This is a genomic window from Ralstonia pickettii, from assembly GCF_001699815.1.
Taxonomy (GTDB): Bacteria; Pseudomonadota; Gammaproteobacteria; order Burkholderiales; family Burkholderiaceae; genus Ralstonia; species Ralstonia thomasii.
On sequence record NZ_MCGB01000037.1, the window covers coordinates 13,509 to 33,636 of the forward strand.

The 20,128-nt window shown below is 66.0% G+C and carries 16 protein-coding genes; 7 read left to right on the top strand and 9 right to left on the bottom strand.

Annotated elements, in window-relative coordinates; translation table 11 throughout:
• Positions 1 to 31: 31 nt before the first annotated feature.
• The 3 genes from BEK68_RS06380 to BEK68_RS06390 are packed head-to-tail and all read right to left on the bottom strand — an operon-like array spanning position 32 to position 2,104.
• Positions 32 to 1,303, bottom strand: coding sequence for an Nramp family divalent metal transporter (locus BEK68_RS06380; RefSeq protein WP_065851619.1), 1,272 nt, complete (start codon positions 1,301 to 1,303; stop codon positions 32 to 34).
• A 7-nt stretch (positions 1,304 to 1,310) separates the two neighbouring features.
• Positions 1,311 to 1,577 (bottom strand): hypothetical protein, encoded by a 267-nt coding sequence (locus tag BEK68_RS06385; protein WP_065851621.1) that lies wholly within the window; start codon positions 1,575 to 1,577, stop codon positions 1,311 to 1,313.
• 35 nt (positions 1,578 to 1,612) lie between these two features.
• Positions 1,613 to 2,104, bottom strand: a complete 492-nt coding sequence (locus BEK68_RS06390; RefSeq protein WP_004632591.1) for a DUF421 domain-containing protein — start codon at positions 2,102 to 2,104, stop codon at positions 1,613 to 1,615.
• 159 nt (positions 2,105 to 2,263) lie between these two features.
• Between BEK68_RS06390 and BEK68_RS06395 the strand changes: the two genes are divergently transcribed.
• The 4 genes from BEK68_RS06395 (at position 2,264) to BEK68_RS06410 (ending at position 9,431) form a co-directional block, all read left to right on the top strand.
• Positions 2,264 to 3,124, top strand: a complete 861-nt coding sequence (locus BEK68_RS06395) for an SDR family oxidoreductase (RefSeq protein WP_065851623.1) — start codon at positions 2,264 to 2,266, stop codon at positions 3,122 to 3,124.
• Between the two features lie 328 nt (positions 3,125 to 3,452).
• Complete coding sequence (locus tag BEK68_RS06400; RefSeq protein WP_065851625.1) at positions 3,453 to 6,659, top strand: efflux RND transporter permease subunit; 3,207 nt, start codon at positions 3,453 to 3,455, stop codon at positions 6,657 to 6,659.
• On the top strand, positions 6,652 to 7,971 hold the full coding sequence (locus tag BEK68_RS06405) for an efflux RND transporter periplasmic adaptor subunit (protein WP_065851628.1): 1,320 nt from the start codon (positions 6,652 to 6,654) through the stop codon (positions 7,969 to 7,971). The genes BEK68_RS06400 and BEK68_RS06405 overlap by 8 nt, the downstream gene beginning before the upstream one ends.
• Positions 7,968 to 9,431, top strand: a complete 1,464-nt coding sequence (locus BEK68_RS06410) for an efflux transporter outer membrane subunit (RefSeq protein ID WP_065851630.1) — start codon at positions 7,968 to 7,970, stop codon at positions 9,429 to 9,431. Before BEK68_RS06405 ends, BEK68_RS06410 begins: the two co-directional genes overlap by 4 nt.
• Positions 9,432 to 9,434: 3 nt before the next feature.
• Here the strand turns inward: BEK68_RS06410 and BEK68_RS06415 are convergent, their stop codons facing one another.
• Positions 9,435 to 10,364, bottom strand: coding sequence for a hypothetical protein (locus BEK68_RS06415; protein WP_065851632.1), 930 nt, complete (start codon positions 10,362 to 10,364; stop codon positions 9,435 to 9,437).
• 345 nt (positions 10,365 to 10,709) lie between these two features.
• On the opposite strand from BEK68_RS06415, the gene BEK68_RS06420 reads away from it, so the two are divergent.
• The 3 genes from BEK68_RS06420 to BEK68_RS06430 are packed head-to-tail and all read left to right on the top strand — an operon-like array spanning position 10,710 to position 13,986.
• The gene (locus BEK68_RS06420; protein WP_065851634.1) at positions 10,710 to 12,302 is read left to right on the top strand and encodes an N-acyl-D-amino-acid deacylase family protein; all 1,593 of its coding nucleotides are present in this window, start codon (positions 10,710 to 10,712) and stop codon (positions 12,300 to 12,302) included.
• 60 nt (positions 12,303 to 12,362) lie between these two features.
• Positions 12,363 to 12,719, top strand: a complete 357-nt coding sequence (locus tag BEK68_RS06425) for a RidA family protein (protein ID WP_024974375.1) — start codon at positions 12,363 to 12,365, stop codon at positions 12,717 to 12,719.
• 13 nt (positions 12,720 to 12,732) lie between these two features.
• Positions 12,733 to 13,986: an NAD(P)/FAD-dependent oxidoreductase gene (locus BEK68_RS06430; RefSeq protein WP_065851636.1), complete on the top strand. Its 1,254-nt coding sequence runs from the start codon at positions 12,733 to 12,735 to the stop codon at positions 13,984 to 13,986.
• Here the strand turns inward: BEK68_RS06430 and BEK68_RS06435 are convergent.
• The 5 genes from BEK68_RS06435 to BEK68_RS06455 all read right to left on the bottom strand — a co-directional run.
• Positions 13,983 to 15,464 carry an NAD-dependent succinate-semialdehyde dehydrogenase gene (locus BEK68_RS06435; RefSeq protein ID WP_065851645.1) on the bottom strand — a complete coding sequence of 494 codons (1,482 nt, stop codon included), beginning with the start codon at positions 15,462 to 15,464 and terminating at the stop codon, positions 13,983 to 13,985. The two genes, BEK68_RS06430 and BEK68_RS06435, sit on opposite strands and share 4 nt — an antisense overlap.
• Positions 15,465 to 15,484: 20 nt before the next feature.
• Positions 15,485 to 16,570 carry a tartrate dehydrogenase gene (locus BEK68_RS06440; protein ID WP_065851638.1) on the bottom strand — a complete coding sequence of 362 codons (1,086 nt, stop codon included), beginning with the start codon at positions 16,568 to 16,570 and terminating at the stop codon, positions 15,485 to 15,487.
• Between the two features lie 28 nt (positions 16,571 to 16,598).
• Complete coding sequence (gene hpaI, locus BEK68_RS06445) at positions 16,599 to 17,402, bottom strand: 4-hydroxy-2-oxoheptanedioate aldolase (protein WP_004632569.1); 804 nt, start codon at positions 17,400 to 17,402, stop codon at positions 16,599 to 16,601.
• The gene (locus BEK68_RS06450) at positions 17,371 to 18,708 is read right to left on the bottom strand and encodes an MFS transporter (RefSeq protein ID WP_024974380.1); all 1,338 of its coding nucleotides are present in this window, start codon (positions 18,706 to 18,708) and stop codon (positions 17,371 to 17,373) included. Before BEK68_RS06450 ends, hpaI begins: the two co-directional genes overlap by 32 nt.
• Before the next feature lie 50 nt (positions 18,709 to 18,758).
• Positions 18,759 to 20,128 (bottom strand): UxaA family hydrolase (locus BEK68_RS06455; RefSeq protein WP_065851640.1); only part of this gene is annotated, 1,370 nt, incomplete at its 5' end.

The window sequence follows — 20,128 nt, forward strand, 5'->3', positions numbered from 1 at the left end:
CGCGGTGCCTGCGCCGCAGCCGGTTGTTTTTTCAGGAACCTCGCACCGCCAGCACGAAGAACAGCAGCGTGCTGGCGCACATGCACAGCGTCGCCACCCAGGCTGTGCCATGCAACAGCGGCGAGCTGCGAAACGGCCCCATCACCGCCTTGCGGCGCGACATCAACTGCAGCATCACCATGACCGGCGTGGCGGCCACGCCGTTGAGCACGGCGGCCCAATACAGCAACTTGAAGGGCTCGATGGGCAGGAACACCATCACCATGGCTGCGGCCATCACCAGTGTCAGGAAGAGGTAGAACTTGGGCGCGTGGTGCACCTTGGCTTCCAGGCTGCTATGCCACTTGAAGGCCTCCGCTGCGGCATAGGCGGCAGACCCCGCCAGCACCGGCACCGCCAGCAGCCCCGTGCCGATCACCCCCACCGCAAACAACATCTGCGCAAAGCGGCCGGCCACCGGCTTGAGCGCTTCGGCGGCCTGCGCACAGGTTTCGATTTGCGTGATGCCGTGTGTGTGCAGCGCATAGGCGGCCGTCAGCATGATGCAGAAGGCGATAAGCGCCGACACCGCCATCCCGACCGTGGTGTCGATGCGGATGCGTGCGAGCTGGTCCTTCGCCTGCCACGGCGCTTTCTTGAGGGGTGCTTCGTCTTCGGCCAGCCGTGTTTCTTCGACCTCGCCCGCGGCTTGCCAGACAAACAGATACGGGCTGATGGTGGTGCCGAACACCGCGATAAGCGTCATTGCATAGTCCTTGGACCACCGCATCCGCGGCACCACGGTGTCGTGCAGTGCACGCGCCCAGTCGACCTGCACGACAAACGCCGTGGCAACGTACGCGAGCAGCGACAACGCAATCCATTGCAGATAGCGCGCATACCGCCGATACGGCATCCAGATTTGCAGCACGAGCGTCACCACCGCAAACAGGCAGGCGTACCACGCCGTGGCGCCGCCCACGAGCAGCCGCACGCTGTCGCCCATGGCCGCAATGTCCGCACCCACGTTGATGACGTTGGCCACCGTGACGAGCGCCACGAACGCATACGCCAGCCACGGCGAATGATGCCGCCGAATGTTGGCGACCACGCCCTGCCCAGACACCCGCCCCAGCCGAGCACTGACGAGCTGGATGGCGATCATCAGGGGCAGCGTGAGCAACAGCGTCCAGAGCATGGCCGTGCCGACCTGTGCCCCGGCCTGTGCATACGTGGCGATGCCGCTCGGGTCGTCATCCGCCGCACCGGTGATGAAGCCGGGCCCCAGCCGGCGGTACCACGGGGTGTCGTTTGCAGCGGGCACGCTGGGCTTAGCTGCGGTTGTCGGTGGGCGGTGCGTCTGGCATCTGCTCGCCGGGGTCGAGCAGCCTGTCTCGCGTGATGCCCGGCGGCCCCCCCCTCTGACGCATGCGGCGCAGCGTGTCGTGCCGGCTCTGCGGTTTGGGTGCGGTGCTGCCGGTGCGGCCCACTTCCGCATTGGCCGGCCGGTCGCCCGGTTTGCGGTGCGAATCGGCCTGTTCCCAATCGGCCTGACGTTGTTCTGCGTCTCGGTTTTCCTTGTGTTGCTTGTCTCGCATGGTCGGCTCCGGTGTGCGTGTGCGGGTGTGCAAAATCAGCGGCGCTTGCGGATCAGGCTGACCTGTCCGTTGCGCTCCAGGATGGCGGCCTCCACATCGTCGAGCGTGCGTGAGCCCAAGGTCTGGCGCGCGCTTTCTTGCACATCGCCCACAGTGATGAGCGCCGCATCCATCTGGCCCTGGTCGAAGCGCCCTTCGCGATAGACCTCGCGTTCGCGGCCCGCGATGAGCCGATCGAGCTTGGGCAGCCGCACGCACGCCCAACCCAGCAGACGGTGCACCGCTACCAGGGCGAGCGACGCCGACACCGTGGCCACAAACGGCGACGCCCCGACGATCGCGCGGCTCAGCGTTGCCCCAAGCAACACGGCGACAACGAAATCGAACGGCGCGCGCTGCCCAAACGAGCGCCGGCCGGATAAGCGCACCAGCGCCAGGCCGATGGCGAACACCACCACCGCGCGCATCGCGGTTTGCAGCGGGTTGAGATCCTTGCCTTCGCCAAACAGGAACAGCAGCGTGTCCATGGCGCCTCCCGTCGTCGATGTGGAGTCTGTTCCACCAGGAGAGCAAGCGGCGTGCCGCAGTGCATGCGGCCAAGACTCCACCTCACGCTACGTTCGAGCGCAATGGCATACCGCGTGCTGAAAGCCGGGGTATCCACTCTTTTTTATAGGGAGCCCGCCATGCCCGACCAACCCCAACAGCAACCGCCACAGCATCAGCACCGCCAGCCCGGCACGGAGAGCGAGATGACGCCGCGCCCGCAAGCCGAGATGGAAAATTACGTCGGCGGCAGCAAGCTCACAGACAAGGTGGCCATCGTCACCGGCGGCGACAGCGGCATCGGCCGTGCCGTCGCCATCGGCTTCGCCAAGGAAGGCGCCGACGTGCTGATCGCCTACCTGGACGAACACGACGACGCCAACCAGACCTGCCGCCTCGTACGCGCGACCGGCCGCCGCTGCGAAGCCATTGCCGGCGACCTGGGCGACGAAGCACACGCCCGCGCGGTCGTCACGCAGGCGGTCGCCACCTTTGGAAAGATCGACATCGTGGTGAGCAATGCGGCAGAACAGCACCCGCAGCAAAGCCTGGCCGACATCGATGCGGCGCAACTGGAACGTACGTTCCGCACCAACGTCTTTGCGATGTTCTATCTGATCCGTGCCGCGCTGCCGCACCTGCATGCAGGCGCACGCATTATCACGACCACGTCGGTCACGGCGTTTCGCGGCAGCGGGCACCTGGTGGACTACGCCGCCACCAAGGGCGCTATCGTGGCGTTCACGCGCTCGCTCGCGCAGCAACTGGCGGAGCAGGGCATCCTGGTGAACGCCGTGGCGCCCGGGCCGATCTGGACGCCGCTGATTCCGTCCACCTTCGACGCCGAGCACGTCGCCAAATTCGGCAGCAAGGAGCCTCTGGGCCGGGCCGGCCAGCCGGATGAAGTGGCACCGTGCTACATCTTTCTCGCGTCGGCCGATGCGAGCTACATGACGGGGCAGACGCTGCATCCGAACGGGGGCGAAATCGTCAACGGGTGAGGGAACACATCCCGCCGCATAACGCCAAATCAATCCGCCACCTCCGGGGCCGCCCAGTGTCCATGGTCTTGACCCGCGGTTCCGCCCCCGTCGCTGAATCGCGCCCCCCGTCGGGCCGCCTCCGACTGCGCCCCGCCTTCTCGTAAGGCACTTTCGGCGTCGATTGGCGCCGCCCTTCAGTTGCCCTGGCAGCCGCCGTTATGCAATGTAATAAAGTCTGATCATAGGAACATTCTGATCGGCACCCCTCGGCGATAGAATGACTGGTCACCGCCGTTCGAGCGGTCTTCGTCCCCCAATCAACGCACCGCGGTTCTGAAACGCCTCCATGTGGATTGTCCAACTCGCGCTGCGAAGGCCGCTGACGTTCATCGTCCTCGCCTTGCTGATCCTGCTGGCGACGCCGTTTACGCTCATGCGTACGCCAACGGACATCTTTCCGGAAATCGACATTCCGGTCGCCAGCATCATCTGGAACTACAACGGCCTGCCAGCCAAGGAGATGGCCGACCGCATCGTGTCTGTCACGGAGCGCAGCCTGACCACCACCGTCAACGACATCGAGCATATCGAGTCGCAATCGTTGGGCGGCGTGTCGATCATCAAGGTCTTCTTCCAGCCCAACGCCAACATCCAGACCGCACTCGCGCAGATCGTGGCGAGCACGCAGGCGCAGGTGCGGCAGTTGCCGCCGGGCACGACGCCGCCGCTGGTGATCAAGTATTCAGCGTCAAGCATTCCGATCCTGCAACTGGGGCTGTCGAGCAACACGCTGTCGGAGCAGGAACTCAATGATGCGGCGGTGAACTTCCTGCGCCCGCGCCTGATCACGGTGCCCGGCATCGCCGTGCCGTTCCCGTATGGCGGCAAGAGCCGGCAGATCACGGTCGATCTCGATACGCAGAAACTGTTGGCGCAGGGCCTGACGCCCGTCGACATCGTCAACGCGGTGGGCGCGCAGAACCTGATCCTGCCCGCCGGCACGCAAAAGATCGACGCCACCGAATACGGCGTCACGCTCAACGGCACGCCGGGCAGCATTGCCGCGCTCAACGCGATTCCGGTCAAGACCAGCAACGGCGCCACGCTCTACCTGGGCGATGTGGCCCATGTGCGCGACGGCTTCTCGCCGCAGACCAACGTGGTGCGCCAGGACGGCCAGCGCGGTGTGCTGCTGTCCATCCTGAAGAATGGCGGCGCGTCGACGCTCGATATCGTCAACAACATCCACAAGCTCCTGCCGGCCGCGGCCGCTGCCCTGCCGCAAGACTTGAAGATCACGCCGCTGTTCGACCAGTCGCTGTTCGTGAAAGCGGCCATTGAAGGCGTGATCCGCGAGGCGATCATCGCCGCGTGCCTGACCGCCGCCATGATCCTGCTGTTCCTCGGCAACTGGCGCAGCACGGCCATCATTGCGGTGTCGATTCCGCTGTCGATCCTCTCGTCGATCATCGTGCTGCATCTGCTGGGCGAGACCATCAACCTGATGACGCTCGGTGGGCTGGCGCTCGCGGTCGGGATTCTGGTGGACGACGCCACCGTCACCATCGAGAACATCGAGCGCCATCTGCACGAAGGCAAGGCGCCCGTCACCGCCATCCTGGACGGCGCGGCCGAGATTGCCGTGCCGGCCTTCGTGTCGACCCTCTGCATCTGCATCGTGTTCGTGCCGATGTTCTTCCTCACTGGCGTGGCGCGTTATTTGTTCGTGCCGATGGCCGAAGCGGTGATCTTCGCCATGCTGGCGTCGTATGTGCTCTCGCGCACGCTCGTGCCGACGCTGGTGATGATGCTCATGACCGGCCACACCGACGACGCAAAGAAGCCTGGCCCACGTTTGACCACATTCGGCCGCATCTACGAAGCATTCAATCGCCAGTTCGAGCACATGCGCGGCAACTACGCCGCCGTCCTGGGCGGGTTGCTGGAGCGCCGCCGCGTGTTTGCACTGTCGTTCCTGGGCTTCTGCGTGGCGTCGTGCGCGCTGTTCCTGGTGCTCGGCCGAGACTTCTTCCCCGATGTGGATGCGGGCCAGATCCGTCTGCACATGCGTGCACCGTCGGGCATGCGCATTGAAGAGACGGCACGCCTGGCCGACGAGGTGGAGACGGCCATCCGGCAGATCATTCCCAAGAACGAGTTGTCGACGATTCTCGACAACCTCGGTGTTCCGAACTCGGGTATCAACCTGTCGTACAGCAACGCCGGCACCATCGGCACGCTGGACGGCGAAATCCTCATCGCCCTGCACGAGGGCGAGCGCAAACCCAGCGCCGAATACATCCGGCGCCTGCGCGAAGAACTGCCGAAGCGGTTCCCCGGCGTGGAATTCGCCTTCCAGCCCGCAGACATCGTCAGCCAGATCCTGAACTTCGGCCTGCCGTCGGCCATCGACGTGCAGTTCTCAGGCGCCGACGTGGCCACCAACAAGCAGCTCGCGGGCATGCTGGCCAACCGCATCAAGCAAATACCGGGCGCCGTGGATACACACGTACACCAGCGCTTCGACCAGCCCACGCTGGCCTTGAACATGGACCGCACGCGCCTCCAGCAGGTCGGGCTCGAAGGCCGCGACGTGGCGCAGAACCTGCTGGTGTCGCTCAGCTCCAGCTTCCAGACTTCACCCACGTTCTGGCTGAACCCGATCAACGGTGTGGTGTACCAGGTGGCCGTTACAAGCCCGCAATACCGCGTCGACTCCCTCGACGCGCTACTGCGCACCCCGGTGGCGGGCTCACGTGGTGGCGCGGCACAGGCAGGGGGGCCGCAGTTGCTGGGCAACCTCGTGCAGGTCAGCCCCGGGGTGCAACCCCAGGTGGTCTCGCATTACGACATCACCCCCGTGGTGGACGTGTACGCCGCCGTGCAGGGCCGCGACCTGGGCGCCGTCGCCAAGGAAGTGCAGAAAGCCGTCGACGACATCCGCCCGAAGCTGCCGCGCGGCGCGCAGGTCACGGTGCGCGGTCAGGTGAAGACGATGGAATCGTCGTTCGTCGGCCTGGGCGTTGGACTGGTGATGGCGATCGTGCTGGTGTACCTGTTGATCGTCGTGAACTTCCAGTCGTGGATCGACCCGCTCGTCATCGTCACGGCCCTGCCGGCGGCGCTGGCAGGTATTGCGTGGATGCTGTTCGTGACAGGAACGACGCTGTCGGTGCCGTCGCTCACGGGGGCGATCATGACGATGGGCGTGGCAACGGCCAACTCGATTCTGTTGATCTCGTTTGCCCGGGAGCGCCTGGCCGAAGGCATCGCGCCGGTGCAGGCCGCGCTGGAAGCCGGCGCCACCCGCCTGCGCCCGGTGCTGATGACGGCGCTGGCGATGATCATCGGCATGGTGCCGATGGCGTTGGGCCTTGGCGAGGGCGCAGAACAGAACGCGCCGCTGGGGCGCGCGGTGATCGGCGGTCTGCTGTTTGCAACCGTCTCGACCCTCTTCTTTGTTCCGGTGGTGTTTGCCAGCGTGCACAACAGATTGCAGCGGCGCGCCGCACGGCGGAGTCACGATTTGCGGGGAAGCGAAGGACATGTCTGAGCAAACATCCAGTGCCCATTCCGGGGCGCATTCGGGGCCGCATTCTGGGCACCTCGCGGACGGCCCGCCGCACCACGTCGTCACGGTCGACCCGATCGAACAGGTGGACCGCGGCCCCGCCATGCGGCGCGCACGCTGGGTCGTGATTGTGGTGGCGGTGCTGTTGGCGCTGGGCGCCGCGCGCACGCTGGTGGGCCGCTACTACAACGCGCACGCGCTGGAGCGCCAGGTGAGTGCGCAGACCAGCCGCTACGTCACCACCACCGCTCCCAAACCGGCCAGCGCCAACCGCGAGCTGACGCTGCCGGGCACGCTGCAGGGCTACGTTGAATCGCCCATCTATGCGCGCACCAGCGGCTACGTGCTGCGCTGGTTCAAGGACATCGGCGCCCACGTCGACAAGGGCGAAGTGCTGGCGCTGCTCGACACCCCGGAAATCGACCAGGAACTGAACCAGGCGCAAGCCACACGCAACCAGGCCGCCGCACGCAAGGCGCTGGCGCAGACCTCGCTTACGCGCTGGCAGAACCTGCGCCAGAAAGATGCCGTCTCTCAGCAGGAACTGGACGAGCGCACCAGCGCTGCCAATCAGGCCCAGGCCGACCTGGCCGCTGCCGAAGCCAATGTGCGCCGCCTGCAGGAACTGCAAGGCTTCCGCCGGGTAGTGGCCCCGTTTGCGGGCGTGGTGACCAAGCGCAATGTCGATGTCGGCGCGCTCGTCAACGCCGGCAATGCGGGCGCCAACCGCGAGCTGTTCACCCTGGCGCAGACCGATCCGCTGCGCATCTACCTATATGTGCCGCAGGCGTATTCGCAGCAGGTGAAGGTTGGGCAGGATGTGGCCGTCACGCTCGCAGAGCTGCCCGGCCAAACCTTCCACGGCACCATCGCGCGCGCCTCCGGCGCCATCGACGCCACCACGCGCACCATGCAGGTGGAAGTGCAGTTGCCCAACAAGGACGGCCACCTGCTGCCGGGCGCGTATGTGCAAGTCGCCATCAAGGGCAAAACGTCCGGCGACGATGCGGGTGCCAACGCGCAGGGGGCCTATCTGGTGCCGACCAACACGCTGCTCTTCCGCAAGGAAGGCCCACGCATCGCCGTCGCAGACAACGGCCGCGTCGAGCTGCGCCCGGTCACAATTGGCCGCGACTACGGCCGCACGGTAGAGATCGTCTCGGGCCTCAAGCCAAACGACGCGCTGATCCTCAACCCGGCCGATTCCATCGAGCAAGGCGAAGTGGTGACCATCGTCACACCGGCCCCGGCCCCCGCATCGGCACCGGCGGCTTCCGCGCCGCACGCATCATGACGCGGTTGCGAACCCCTGCGCTGGCGGCTTCGCTGATCGTCTCGCTGGCCGGTTGCTCGCTCGCGCCGACCTACGAGCGCCCGGCCATGGACATGCCCGCGCACTGGCAGACCGAAGCGCCCTGGCGCGCCGCCCAACCTGCCGATGCAGCACCCAAAGGCCCGTGGTGGCAGCGCTTCAACGATCCGCAGCTCGACAAGCTGATCACGCAGGCGCTGCAGGAAAACCAATCCCTCAAGGTGGCACTGTCGAACCTGGAGCAGGCACAGGCGCAGACGCGCGTGGCCCGTGCCAGCCTGCTGCCGACCATCACAGCCGCCAACAACGACACGCGGTCGCGCACATCCTCGGAACGGCCGCTCTCGTCGTACACAAGCCCGACGATGTCGACGGTGCAGAGCGATTTCGTAGTGCGCGCCGACGTCAGTTACGAAGCCGACCTGTTCGGCCGCGTGCGTAACACCGTCGCCAACGCCGCCGCGAGCGAAGCGCAGGCCGGCGCCAATGTCGAGAACTTCCGCCTGCTGCTTGCCGCGCAGGTTGCCACCACCTGGTACAACCTGCGCGAGACCGACGCGGAAATCGCCGTGGTGCAGGAAGGGCTCGCACTGCAGCGCAAGGCGCTCGATTTCGTCACCTCACGACATCAGGACGGCGTTGCGTCGGGGCTCGATCTGGCACAGCAGCAGGCGCTGGTCGACAGCACGGCCACGCAGGCCGAACTGCTGACCAAGCAACGCGCGCAGTACGAACACGCGCTCGCTACGCTGGTCGGCACACCCGCACCCGCCTTCCACATCGATCCGATTCCGCTCAAGGGCGCGGCACCGCAAATTCCGGTGGCGCTGCCGTCCGACGTGATCGAACGCCGCCCCGACGTGGCCGCAGCAGAGCGCGGCGCCGCTGCTGCCAACGCGCAAGTGGGCGTGGCGCGCGCTGCCTTCTTCCCGAGCGTGATGCTCAACGGCGGCGCCGGTTGGGAAAGCCGCGATCTGGCGCTGCTGTTTTCTGCGCCGACGCTGCTGTGGTCGTTCGGCACGCAGATCGCCCAGACGGTGTTTGACGCGGGTCGCACGCGGGCGCGCGTGGACTTTGCCAATGCGGCCTACCAGGGCGCGATTGCCAACTACCGGCAGACGGTGCTGGGAGCGTTGCAGGAAGTGGAAGATGGACTGGCCGGGCTGCAATCGCTGGACCGTGCGGCAACCCAGGCGCGCCATGCCGTGGAAAGCGCTCGCAAGGTCTACGACATTGCCAGCGTGCGCTACGAGGGCGGGCTCGCAACCTCGTTGGACGTGATCACCGCGCAGCAGTCGCTGTTGAACAACCAGCGCACGGCGGTGCAGATTCTCGGCCAGCAGATGACGACGAGCGTGTTTCTCGTCAAGGCGGTGGGCGGCGACTGGAACCACGTGATCGCCACGCCAACGCCAACGCCAACGCCAACGGCCAAGCGGTAAGCCTCAGGCAACGGCGCGCAGGAAGCGCGCGCCCACAAAAAGCCCCACCAACCAGCTCAACGTCAGCGCCACGGCAACGACCAGCTGGAGTAGCGCGGTGGCATCGCCGGGCACGCGCAGCGCCAGCACAATCACCGCGGCCATCAGCGCACCCGCTGCGACCAGGCTCACCAGCAGCGCACCCAAACCGGATGCGAGCGTGCGCACGAGCGGCGGATGCACATGTGCCGGCGGACACAGCACCGCCATGCGCGACCGCACATAGGCGGTGGTGCGCGCGCCATCGGTGGCTTCGGCGTGATGGCGCATCACGTACATCCAGGTTTGCGTGTCGAGCACGCCGGAACTCAGCTCGTGCGTCACACGGCGCAGTGCAGCACGTTCGCGCGCGTGGTCGGTGGCATCGCTTGGCGTTTCGTTGGGGTTGAGCCTGTCGAATACGGCCGGCGCAGCAGCCGGATCGTTCGCGCGCACCTCATGCCGATACGTCACGCGCACGCGGCGCGACCGGGCGAGATACGCCAGCGTCCCGAGCGGCACCAGCACCTCCGCCGCCAGCAACAGCGCGAGCGGTAACCCCGCCGCCGTGCCGCCCGATGCCTGCGCGGCCCACGCCTTGATCCCACCGCTCATGCCCAGCGTGGCCAGCAATTGCAGCAGGCAATAGCCCAGCCAGACCCACGGAAACCAGCGCACGCGCAAAAACGCCACAACCACCAGCCCCAACGGAAACGCCAGCCCAGCAAGCGCCAGCACCGGCCGCGCCGCGCCACCGCCCATCTCGCCCAGCATCAGCACCATGGCCATCGCCAAAACCACCACCAGCGCCGGCAACGTGCTCAACCACAGCAGCGTCACCAGCCAGCCGCGAACGCCATAAAGCCGGTGCGCCCGCGCACGCGCCGCCGATATCGCAATCCACCTTCCTTGCATGAAGCTCCTTGTCCGGGTCCGCCATGCGGCGCGCCGTGGCGCAGCATGGATTTCTGAATTTGGGCGATTGTGTCATCGGGGCAACGCAGGTGCCCCCCTCTGGAGTGGGGACCGCCGCACATTGTTGCTAATGTCTGGGCAGACCCAATGCCGACAAGGGTTTGCGAGCAATTAGTTGTTCTTAATTCAGATGTTGAAATCTCTGAGTGTTGTATCGGCGCCTTAATGTGGGCGCGTCCGCTATTCAGGGTCAGCATGTCCGCTGCGCATACGAGCCCGAACCATTTGCATGTGATGTGTGCCACAAGGCTCCTTACACTCGCTGCAAACTCACAGGAAGCCGATATGCGCCCACACCGTCTGCCGCAGTGCCTGCTGTCCGCCCTCACCCTGAGCCTTGTGCTTGCGGGTCCAGCCCGAGCCGCGCCGACGCCTGAACCGGTCGACATCCTGATCCGCAACGGCACCGTGGTCGACGGCAGCGGCGGCGCGCCCTTCGTGGCCGACGTTGGCATCCGCCATGACCGCATCGTGCTGGTGCAGCCTTCCGCCGCGGGCGTGCAGGCGAAAACGGTGCTCGACGCGCGCGGGCTGGTGGTCGCGCCGGGCTTTATCGATCCGCATACGCACGCCTATCACAACCTCATCGCCAAAGATCGGCATCAGAACCTGCCCTACCTGCTGCAGGGCGTGACGACGGTGGTGATCGGCAACGACGGCATCGTCCTCGAGGCCGACGGGCCGGACCTCGATCGCATCGGGCCGACGCTCAAGGCGCTGGAGGCCAACCGCATCGGCACCAACGTGGCGATGCTGGTGGGTCACAACGCAGTCCGCCATCGCGTGATGGGCGACGTGGACCGCGCCCCCACCGCTGACGAACTCAAAGCCATGCAGGGCCTGATGGAAGACGGCATGCGCGACGGTGCCTTCGGCATGTCGACGGGCCTCGTGTACACACCCGGCGTGTTCGCCAAGACCGACGAGGTGGTGGCGCTGGCCAAGACCGTGGCCGCGCGTGGCGGCATCTACGACACGCACCTGCGCGACGAGGGCAACTTTCGCACCGGCCTCGTCAACGCGGTGAAAGAGGCGCTGGACATCGGCCAGCAGTCGGGCATCCCGATCCACATCTCGCACATCAAGGCGCTGGGTGTGGATTCGTGGGGCAAGAGCGCCGAGATCATCAGCCTGATACGGCAGGCGCAGGGCAACGGCATGAACGTATCGGCAAGCCAGTATCCGTACACGGCGTCGAGCACGCACATCATTCCGGCGCTGGTGCCGGGCTGGGCACGCGACGGCGGCAACGACGCGCTGCTCAAGCGGCTGGAAGACCCCGCCACGCGCGCGCGCATTGCCGCCGACATGGAAAAGGCCATGCAACAGCGCAACGGGCCGGCGGCGCAGGTGCTGATCTCCACCAACCCCGAATACAACGGGCAGTCGCTCGAGGCGCTGGGCAAGAAGCTCGGCGTGAGCCCCGTCGATGCGGCCATCAGCGTGATCCAGCACGGCGGCACGAACATCGTGTCGTTCAACATGAGCGATGCCGATCTGGAAGCGTTCATGAAGCAGGACTTCGTTGTGGGCGGCTCCGACGGCATTGCCGGACACCCGCGCGAGGCCGGTACCTTCGCACGCCGCATCGGTGAATACGTCACGCGCAAGCACGTGATAACGCTGCCGTTCGCCGTCCGCCAGACAAGCGCCCGCACCGCTGAGATCTTCGGCATCAAAGACCGCGGCACCGTGCAGGCGGGCAAGTTTGCCGATCTGGTCATCCTCGACCCAGCCACCTACGCCGACCGCGCGAGCTATGAACAGCCGGCGCTGCCGCCTGTAGGCGTGCGGTGGGTGCTCGTCAACGGCGCGGTGGCCGTGGCCGATGGCAAGGCTGTGCCGGAGGTTCTGGCGGGGCGGGCGCTGCGCAAGTGAAGCGCAGGAGCGCTACCATCGACCCTCCTTTCGCTTCTTTGAATCCATAACTGAACCGACATGCCCGACATCCAACGCTTCCACACCAACGCCCGCATGAGCCAGATCGTGATCGCCAACGGCATCGTGCATCTGGCCGGACAAGTGCCCGACATCGACTTCAAGTCGATCACCGAGCAGACCAACAACATCCTCGCGCGCATCGATACGTTGCTGGCCGAAGCGGGCGTGGACAAGACGCGATTGATTTCCGCCAACATCTGGCTGACCGACGCCAAGCACTTCGCCGAGCTGAACGCCGCGTGGGAGGCCTGGGTGCCGGCCGGCCACGCGCCCACGCGCGCCTGCGTGCAGTCGGGCCTGATGCGCCCGGGCATTGACGTGGAGATCGCCGTCACGGCGCTGGCCAAGGGTTAAGGAGCCAGCCGCCATGCGCTTTGACACCCTTGTGCTGGGCGCCGGCATTGTCGGCGTATCGGTGGCGGTGCATCTGCAGAAACGCGGGCGTGCCGTCGCGCTGGTGGACCGCCGGGCGCCGGGCTTTGAGACGTCGTTCGGCAATGCCGGGCTGATCCAGCGCGAGGGTGTGTATCCGTATGCGTTCCCGCGCGATCTGTCGACGCTGTTGCGTTATGCGGGCAACACGTCGGCGGACGTGCATTACCACCCAGGCGATCTGCCCCGGCTGCTGCCGTTCTTGTGGCAATACTGGCGCAACTCGCACCCGACGCGGCACGCGGCGATTGCGCGTGAGTATGCGCCGCTCATCGCACATAGCGTGAGCGAGCACCGCGCACTGGCCGAAGCCGCCGGTGCCATGCATCTGATCCGCCCCAGCGGCTGGATCAAGGTCTTCCGCAATGCCGCCACGCAAGACAAGGAAACGCGCAACGTCGAGCGCTGGCAACGCGAATACGGCGTCGCGTTCGAAGCGCTCGACCCCGCGCGCCTGCGCAGCGTTGAACCGCATCTGGACACATCGCTGCTCGGCGGCCTGCGCTATACAGAAGCGGATTCCGTGAGCGACCCGAACGCGCTGGTCACGGCCTACGCAAAGCATTTCGAGCAACTCGGTGGCCGCCTGTTTGAAGCCGATGCCAACACGCTGACGCCCAACGCGCCGTGGCTGCTGCAAACGAAGGAAGGCGAGCTGCGCGCCGACAACGTCGTCGTGGCGATGGGCCCCTGGGCGGATGTACTGACATCGCGCCTGGGCTACAGCCTGCCGCTGGCCGTCAAGCGCGGGTATCACATGCACTACGCGCCCGCGCACGGTGCGCAGTTGAACCATCCCGTGCTCGATGCCGACGGCGGTTATGTGCTGGCACCGATGGCGCGCGGCATCCGGCTGACGACCGGCGCGGAACTCGCACACCGCGATGCACCGAAGACGCCCGTGCAGCTCAACGCCGTCGAGCCCATCGCCCGCAAGCTCTTTCCGCTAGCCGAACGTGTGGATGCGGAACCCTGGCTTGGCGCCCGCCCCTGCACGCCCGACATGCTGCCGATCATCGGGCCTGCTCCGCACCATCCAAGCCTGTGGTTTGCGTTCGGCCATGCGCACCACGGCCTGACGTTGGGGCCGATTAGCGGGCGATTGATTGCGGAAATGATGACGGGCGAGACACCTACCGTAGATGTTCGCCCGTTCCGTGCACAACGCTTCTGGGATTCAGCGCGCTAGTTCAGGCCGCCCTGGCACAGGTACTTGATCGACAGGTAATCGTCGAGCCCGTACTTGGAACCCTCGCGGCCGTAGCCCGATTCCTTCACGCCGCCAAAGGGCGCCGCCTCGCTGGCGAGCGCGCCTTCATTGATGCCGACGATGCCCGCTTCCAGCGCGCGTGATACACGCTCGATGCGGCGGATGTCCTGCGTGTAGAAGTACGAGGCGAGCCCAAACGGCGTGTCGTTGGCGGCCTGCACGGCTTCGGCTTCATCGACGAAGCGGAACAGCGGCGCAACGGGGCCGAACGTTTCTTCGCCGCACAGGGCCATGCTGCTGTTGGCGTCGGCCAGCACGGTGGGCGCATAGAAGTGTTCGCCAACTTCCGGCAGGCGCTTGCCACCGGCCAGCACGCGCGCACCGTTGGCAACGGCGTCCTGCACGTGGCGTTGGATCTTGTCGACGGCGCGGGCGTTGATCATCGGGCCGATCTGCGCATCCGGATCGGTGGCGGGCGCGACTTTCAGCGCGGAAACCCGCTCGGCCAGCATGGCGCCAAAGCGCTCATACACGCCGGCCTGCACGTAGACGCGGTTGGGGCACACGCACGTCTGGCCGCCGTTGCGGAACTTGGCCGCCAGCAAACCCGTGATGGCCGCATCAAGGTCCGCGTCGTCAAACACGATGAACGGCGCGTTGCCGCCCAGCTCCAGCGACAGCTTCTTTAGCGTGCCCGCCGATTCGTGCGCCAGATACTTGCCCACCGGCGTCGAGCCCGTGAAGGTGATCTTGCGCACGCGGCTGTCGTGCAGCCAATCGGCCACGGCCTCGATGCCGCGCTCACGCGAGGCCGAGATCATGTTCAGCACGCCCGGCGGCAGCCCGGCCTCCTGCGCAAGCTGCGCCAGCGCGAGCGCCGTGAGCGGCGTGTCTTCCGCCGGCTTGGCGACCACGGTGCAGCCCGCCGCCAGCGCCGGCGCGATCTTGCGCGCAATCATCGCCAGCGGGAAATTCCACGGCGTGATGGCCGCCACGATGCCGACGGGCTCCTTGACGGCGCTCATGCGCTTGCCGCGCTGCTGCTGCGGGATCAGGTCGCCGTAGATGCGCGTGGCCTCGTCGGCAAACCAGGCGACGTACGAGGCGCCGTACATGACCTCGCCGCGCCCTTCGGCAAACGGCTTGCCCTGCTCCAGAGAAATCAGCCGCCCCAGCGCGTCGGCATTGGCAACGATGGCCGCGTGCCAGCGGCGCAAGATGGCAGCGCGCTCGGCAGGCAGCGTGTCGCGCCACGCGGGAAAGGCGCGGGCTGCCGCGTCGGTGGCGGCACGCGCGTCGGCGGCGCTGCTGTCGGGCACGTTGGCGATGAGGCTGCCGGTGGCCGGGTCCGTCACGGCAAAACGTGCGCCGTCGGTGCCGGCAACCCACTGGCCGTCGATCAGGTTGTCGGTGCGCACGAGCCCCGTCTGCCGAAGTTGGTCGAAGCTGAAAGCCATCATCGATTCCTTCTCGTCGCTCAACCGAGGTGCGCGGCAATCGCCTCGCCCACCTGAGTGGTGTTGGCAGTGCCGCCCAAGTCCGGTGTGCGCGGGCCTTCTTTCAGGACGCTTTCGATGGCCGCGACGATGGCGTCGTGCGCAGCGCGGCCTGCCCCCTGCCCTTGCGTCAGGAAATCCAGCATCAACGCGCCCGACCAGATCATCGCGATCGGGTTGGCGATGTTCTTGCCGTAGATGTCCGGCGCCGAGCCGTGCACCGGCTCGAACAGCGACGGGAACGTGCGATCGGGGTTCAGGTTGGCCGATGGCGCCAGGCCGATCGTGCCGGTGGTGGCGGGGCCAAGATCGGACAGGATGTCGCCGAACAGGTTGGTGGCGGCCACCACGTCGAAGCGGCCCGGCTGCAGCACGAAGCGTGCGGTCAGGATGTCGATGTGCTGCTTGTCGAGCGTGACATCGGGGTAGCTTTGCGCGACTTCATCCGCGCGCTTGTCCCACCACGGCATGCTGATGGCGATGCCGTTGCTCTTGGTGGCGAGCGTCACGTGCTTGCGCGGGCGGCTCTGTGCAAGGTCGAACGCGAACTTGAGCAGCCGCTCTGCACCCTTGCGCGAGTAGACCGATTCCTGGATGACGATTTCGCGGTCGGTGCCTTCGTACATGATGCCGCCGAGCGATGTGTATTCGCCTTCGGTGTTCTCGCGCACGACGTAGTAGTCGATGTCGCCCGGCTTGCGGTTGGCGAGCGGGCACGGCACGCCCTCAAACAAACGCACGGGGCGCAGGTTGATGTACTGGTCGAATTCGCGGCGGAACTTGAGCAGCGAACCCCACAGCGAAATGTGATCGGGCACCGTGGCCGGCCAGCCGACCGCGCCGAACAGGATGGCGTCCATGCCTTGCAGTTGCTGCTTCCAGTCGTCGGGCATCATCTGGCCGTGCTGCTGGTAGTAATCACAACTGGCCCAGTCGATGTGCTGGGTCTCGAGGCTGATGCCGAAGCGGCGCGCGGCCGCTTCGAGCACGCGCAGGCCTTCGGGCATCACTTCGTGGCCAATGCCGTCGCCGGGGATCACGGCGATCCGGTAAGTCTTGCGGGTCATGTCAGATCCGTTGGAAAGAGAAGAAGGATCAGGCGGTTTGCGGCGCGATGAAGTCTCGCGCGAGCTTGCGGGCGCCGTTGGCGAACAGGAGGATGTCGATGCCGGTGGCGACAAAGGTGCAGCCGAGTTCGAGGTAGTGGCGTGCGAGCACGGGGTCGGATGTGAGCGTGCCGGCTGCCTTGCCCGACGCGATGATCGTGCGCATGGCGTTGTCGATGGCGGCCTGCACCTCCGGATGGCCGGCATTGCCGCGATGGCCCATCGACGCGGCCAGATCAGCCGGGCCGATGAAGACGCCGTCCACGCCATCCACGGCGCAAATGGCTTCGAGGTTCTGCAGGGCGATCACGGTTTCGGCTTGCACGAGCAAGCAGGCTTCGTCATCAGCCACTTGCAGGTAGTCGGTGCGGGCGCTCCAACGCGATGCACGGCCTACCGCGCTGCCCACGCCACGAATGCCGAACGGCGGGTAGCGCACCGCACGCACGAGATCGCGCGCCTGTTCCGCCGTATCCACCATCGGCACCAGCAGCGTGCGTGCGCCAATGTCGAGCAGGCGCTTGATGAGGGCGGGATCGCCGCTGTACGGCCGCACGATGGGCTCGGCACGGTACGGCGCCACGGCCTGCAGTTGCGCGAGGATCGTGCGCACGTCGTTCGGAGCGTGCTCGCTGTCGATCAGCAGCCAATCGAAGCCGGCCGTGGCACTCACTTCGGCCAGGTACGGATCGCTCATCGCCAGCCAGAAACCGATCTGGCGTTGCTTGGCGGCCAGCGCGGCCTTGAAACTGTTCGGTCGGTTAAGCGCGGGCGTCTGCATTGCGTTGGTCATGCGAATGATGTGTTTCAGGAGTGGGCTCGAAGCTGATGGGTTCCACCTTGCCGAGCAGGAAGAGGTAATTCAGGATCGCGAGGCCGATCAGTGCGGCGGAGAACACCAGCGCCGGAATGAACGAGCCCGTGGCACCCACGATGGCGCCGGTGACGATCGGGCCGACCACGCCTCCCATATTCGACACGCTGTTCTGCAGGCCCGCCACCATCGACACGTTGTTGCCCGGCGCCACATCCGCCGGAAGCGCCCACACCTGCGACGCCGCCACGGTCGTGCCAGACTTCGCGACGCACAGCAGGATGACTGCCACAACGGCCGACTGTGCGAACGCCGCCAGCCCGATGCTCGACGCCATCACGAGACCGATGATAAGGAACAGCTTGCGCGTGGCCGTGAGCGAAAGCTTGCCCGACGCATACACGCGGTCCGACGCCCAGCCCGCGAACACCTCCACGAACATCGAGACGAACAGCGGCAGCGACGCCATGAGGCCCATCTGCATCAGGCCCATGCCGCGTTCCTTGACGAGGTACGTCGGCAGCCACGTGATGAAGAAGTACGAGTTGTAGTTGATCATGAAGAAGCCGATGCACATCGCCCAGATGTTCCGGTGCGTGAGCAGCTTCGTCCAGGGCACCTTGGGTTCATCCTTGCGGGCTGGCGGCAGGCCGCGTTGGATGTGGGCCAACTCAGCGGCGTTCACGCCTTTGTGCGCTTCGGGCGTTTCCTTGAACACCGCCCACCACACCACTGCCCACACGATGCCCAGCCCGCCTGTCACTGCAAAGGTGATCTTCCAATCGAACATCACCAACAGCCACGCGATAAGGGGCAAGGCGACGGCGCTCCCCAACTTTGAGCCGCTATCGAAAATGGCCGCCACCGTGGCGCGTTCCTGTTTGGGGAACCAGCGCCCCGTGATGCCCGCGCTGCTCGGATACGCACCTGCCTCGCCGATGCCCAACGCCACACGCAGGCCCACCAGCGACTTGAAACCGTTTGCCAGGCCCGTCAACGCCGTCGCAACAGACCACCACAGCACCGCAAACCCGAGCACCTTCTTTTGCCCGAAGCGGTCGGCCAGAATGCCGGCCGGCAACTGCAGCAGCGCATACGACCAGAAGAACGCCGACATGACGACGCCCATTTCCACCGCGCTCAGGTGGAATTCCTTCTGGATGTGCGGCGCGGCGGCCGACAGCACGGTGCGGTCGATGTAGTTGATGGCAATCGCCGCCCACATGAGGCCGGCGACAACCCAGCGCACTTTCGAGCGCGGGCCGCCTTGTGACGTGTCCTGCATGGTTTGTCTCCTGTTTTGTAATAGGTGATGCGTGCCTTCGAGTCGAGGCGCTAACTCACGATGCCCATGTGCCACGGCACGAATTCATGGTCTCCAAGACCGAGCAGTTCGCTCTTGGTGCGCTCGCCCGAGGCGGTACGCAGGATGTGTTCGAAGATGTCCTGACCCATCTCTTCCACCGAACGTTCGCCGTCGAGAATGCGGCCGCAATTGATGTCCATGTCTTCTTCAAGCCGGCGGAACATGGGCGTGTTGCTGGCGAGCTTGATCGTCGGAGCGGGTTTCGAGCCGAACATCGAGCCGCGTCCCGTGGTGAAGCAGATCAGGTTGGCGCCGCTGGCAATCTGGCCCGTCACGGCAACGGGGTCGTAGCCGGGGGAATCCATGAAGACAAAGCCCGCGCGGTCGATGGGCTCGGCGTATTCGTACACGGCCTGCAGCGGCGTGGTGCCGCCCTTCATGGCCGAGCCGAGTGATTTTTCGAAGATGTTGGCCAGACCGCCCTGCTGGTTGCCGGGCCCAACCACGCCGTTGAACTGGCCGTTGTGGCCGCGCGTGTAGTTCTCCCACCAGGCCAGCCGATCGAGCAGCTTCTGGCCGACTTCGGGCGACACCGCGCGGCGCGTGAGCATGGTTTCCACGCCGTGGATCTCCGGCGTTTCCGACAGGATGGCCGTACCGCCATGGCGCACCAGCAAATCCATCGCCGCACCGAGCGCCGGGTTGGCGGTAATGCCCGAGAAGCCATCGGAGCCACCGCACTCCAGGCCGATCTTGATATGACTGGCCGATACCGGGCCGCGAACGATGTCGTTGGCCGCCGGCAGCATCTTCTGGATGGCGGCGATGCCCGCCTCGATGGTGGCGCGCGTGCCGCCGGTGTCCTGCATCACCAACGTGTGCATCAGGTTGCCGGTTTTCAGGCCCTGACTGGTCATCAGATCTGCCACCTGGTTGCGCTCGCAGCCCAGTCCGACGATCAGCACACCCGCCAGGTTCGGATGCCGCGCGTAGCCCGCCAGCGTGCGGCGCAGCACATCGAAATGCTCCGAGGGCGACGACATCCCGCAGCCGCTCGTCTGCGCAAATGCCACCACGCCATCCACATTGGGAAACAGCGCGAGGCGCTCCGGCGAGAACCATGCCGCAATGTTCTTGATGACGGTCGACGAGCAGTTGACCGACGCCAGGATGCCGATGAAGTTGCGCGTAGCCACGCGGCCATCGGGGCGGACGATGCCATTGAACGTAGCGCGCTGCGCCTCTGGGATGTAATCGACCGGGCGCACATCCAGACCGAAGCCCGGGTCGCGTGCGTAGTCGGTCAGCTCGACGTTGTGCGTGTGGACGTGTTCGCCCGCCGCGATGTCGCGTGCGGCGCGCCCGATGATCGTGTCGTACTTGCGGATGGCTTCGCCCT

Bases quoted from the DNA above. Each gene is read 5' to 3' on its own strand.
- BEK68_RS06440 (WP_065851638.1), bottom strand. From the start codon at position 16,570: ATGACCCGCAAGACTTACCGGATCGCCGTGATCCCCGGCGACGGCATT.
- BEK68_RS06435 (WP_065851645.1), bottom strand. From the start codon at position 15,464: ATGGCTTTCAGCTTCGACCAACTTCGGCAGACGGGGCTCGTGCGCACC.
- BEK68_RS06420 (WP_065851634.1), top strand. From the start codon at position 10,710: ATGCGCCCACACCGTCTGCCGCAGTGCCTGCTGTCCGCCCTCACCCTG.
- BEK68_RS06425 (WP_024974375.1), top strand. From the start codon at position 12,363: ATGCCCGACATCCAACGCTTCCACACCAACGCCCGCATGAGCCAGATC.
- BEK68_RS06385 (WP_065851621.1), bottom strand. From the start codon at position 1,577: ATGCGAGACAAGCAACACAAGGAAAACCGAGACGCAGAACAACGTCAG.
- BEK68_RS06415 (WP_065851632.1), bottom strand. From the start codon at position 10,364: ATGCAAGGAAGGTGGATTGCGATATCGGCGGCGCGTGCGCGGGCGCAC.
- BEK68_RS06390 (WP_004632591.1), bottom strand. From the start codon at position 2,104: ATGGACACGCTGCTGTTCCTGTTTGGCGAAGGCAAGGATCTCAACCCG.
- BEK68_RS06450 (WP_024974380.1), bottom strand. From the start codon at position 18,708: ATGCAGGACACGTCACAAGGCGGCCCGCGCTCGAAAGTGCGCTGGGTT.
- BEK68_RS06405 (WP_065851628.1), top strand. From the start codon at position 6,652: ATGTCTGAGCAAACATCCAGTGCCCATTCCGGGGCGCATTCGGGGCCG.
- hpaI (WP_004632569.1), bottom strand. From the start codon at position 17,402: ATGACCAACGCAATGCAGACGCCCGCGCTTAACCGACCGAACAGTTTC.
- BEK68_RS06410 (WP_065851630.1), top strand. From the start codon at position 7,968: ATGACGCGGTTGCGAACCCCTGCGCTGGCGGCTTCGCTGATCGTCTCG.
- BEK68_RS06395 (WP_065851623.1), top strand. From the start codon at position 2,264: ATGCCCGACCAACCCCAACAGCAACCGCCACAGCATCAGCACCGCCAG.
- BEK68_RS06400 (WP_065851625.1), top strand. From the start codon at position 3,453: ATGTGGATTGTCCAACTCGCGCTGCGAAGGCCGCTGACGTTCATCGTC.
- BEK68_RS06430 (WP_065851636.1), top strand. From the start codon at position 12,733: ATGCGCTTTGACACCCTTGTGCTGGGCGCCGGCATTGTCGGCGTATCG.